Origin of the sequence: Actinoplanes sp. NPDC048791, from assembly GCF_040650095.1 — a bacterium.
Taxonomy (GTDB): Bacteria; Actinomycetota; Actinomycetes; order Mycobacteriales; family Micromonosporaceae; genus Actinoplanes.
In genome coordinates, this window is sequence record NZ_JBEZGQ010001496.1 from 1 (window position 1) to 1,547 (window position 1,547).

At 72.6% G+C, this 1,547-nt stretch carries 2 protein-coding genes and 1 pseudogene; 2 read left to right on the top strand and 1 reads right to left on the bottom strand.

Annotated elements, in window-relative coordinates; genetic code table 11:
- On the bottom strand, nucleotides 1-569 hold a 569-nt coding region (locus tag AB0C29_RS47790), incomplete at its 3' end, for a hypothetical protein (RefSeq protein ID WP_360834932.1).
- Between the two features lie 149 nt (nucleotides 570-718).
- Here AB0C29_RS47790 and hpt point away from each other — a divergent pair.
- On the top strand, nucleotides 719-1,273 hold the full coding sequence (gene hpt / locus AB0C29_RS47795) for a hypoxanthine phosphoribosyltransferase (RefSeq protein WP_360834934.1): 555 nt from the start codon (nucleotides 719-721) through the stop codon (nucleotides 1,271-1,273).
- A pseudogene (locus tag AB0C29_RS47800) lies at nucleotides 1,270-1,547 on the top strand (HAD family hydrolase); the annotation flags it as partial. The gene hpt and the pseudogene AB0C29_RS47800, both read left to right, overlap by 4 nt.

Consider the following 1,547-nt stretch of genomic DNA (forward strand, 5'->3'; position numbering starts at 1 on the left):
CAGCGCCGGCTGGCCGGCGGGGCGACGGTCAGGACGGCGTCGCCGAAGACGCCCGGCCCGGCCCGCAGCGAGAACGAGTAGCCCTCCCCGTCGTACGCCCGCAGCGCCGGCGGTTCCGGCACCTCCTGCACCCGCAGGCCGGAGTCCCGCCAGAGATCGTGATAGACCCCGAGCAGCTGCGGGTACGCGATCGGCACATCCCGCAACAGCAGGCTGCGTTCCCGACGCGGGCCGGAGTGCATCATCGGCGTCACCTTCAGCCGGGTCGACACCAGCGCGCTGTGCAGCCTGTTCTCCACCCCGCAAGCGACCGGGTCACGGGGCAGGACCCGGCTCAGCCCGCGCAGCACGAAGGCGTTCAGCACGGCCAGCAGCGGCAGGGCGTACCAGCCGAGATGGTGCGGGACGAGGGCCAGCAGCGGCGACAGCAGACCGGCCGGCATGGTCAGCACCACCGCCACGAAGACCGCCAGATCCGCGTACGGCGACCACAGCCGGCCCGCGAGTGTGAGCAGCGCCACGACGATCACGTAGCAGGTCGCCACCGGGGCGAAACGGAGCCGGCGCATGATCGCAGTCTGCCGCCCGGCCAGGGCAGATGCCGGCGAAACGGCGTGTCCGCCGGGGGCTGGACGCGTGTTGGCGGCCGGGGCCCCGCGTGTCAGGATTCCGGCGTGACCTCGCGGGGGGCTGCGAGGCGCGGCGACTTCTCAGGGAGATGACGGTGGACGCCGACCACGTCGCGGACGACCTCGAGTCCGTGCTGCTCACCGAGGACCAGATCCACACCCGGGTGAAGGGGCTGGCCGCCGAGATCGGCAAGGACTACGCCGGCCGCGAGGTCGTGCTGGTGGGGGTGCTGGGCGGGGCCGCCACGTTCACCGTCGACCTGGCCCGGGCCCTGGAGAGCCAAGTGGAGATCGACTGGATGGCGATCCGGTCGTACACCACGAGCAAGCGCGCTTCTGGCTCCGTACGCCTGCTCAAGGATCTTGATCTGGACATCACCGACCGGGACGTGATCATCGCCGAGACGGTCATCCAGACCGGCCTGACCATGTCCTGGCTGATCGCGAACCTGCGGCAGCGCGGGCCCGCGTCGATCGCGGTGGCGGCGCTGCTGCGCAAGCCGGACACCCCGGAGCTCGGCGTGCCGACCTACATCGGCTTCGACGTGCCGGCAGGCCTGATCGTCGGGTACGGGCTGGACTACCGCGGTCACTACCGCAACCTGCGCTGTGCGGCTGTGCTGGCCCCGCACGCCGTGCGATGAAGGCCGTCGTCTTCGACTTCTTCGGCACGCTGACCGACCCGTCCGCCGAGGACGGCCGGCGGGCCTCCTTCACCGCGACCGCGGCGGCCCTCGGGGTGCCGGCGGACGCCTTCTGCACGACGATGGGGGCCACCTTCCGCGAGCGGGCGACCGGCGCGTTCGGCGACACCAGGGCCACCCTTGAGGCCGTGGCTCTGCGCTGCGGCGTCACCCCGGCACCGGACGCCCTCGACGCGGCCACGGCGGTGCAGCTCGCCGGCGCGGCCACGGTCCG

Bases quoted from the DNA above. Each gene is read 5' to 3' on its own strand.
- hpt (WP_360834934.1), top strand. From the start codon at position 719: ATGACGGTGGACGCCGACCACGTCGCGGACGACCTCGAGTCCGTGCTG.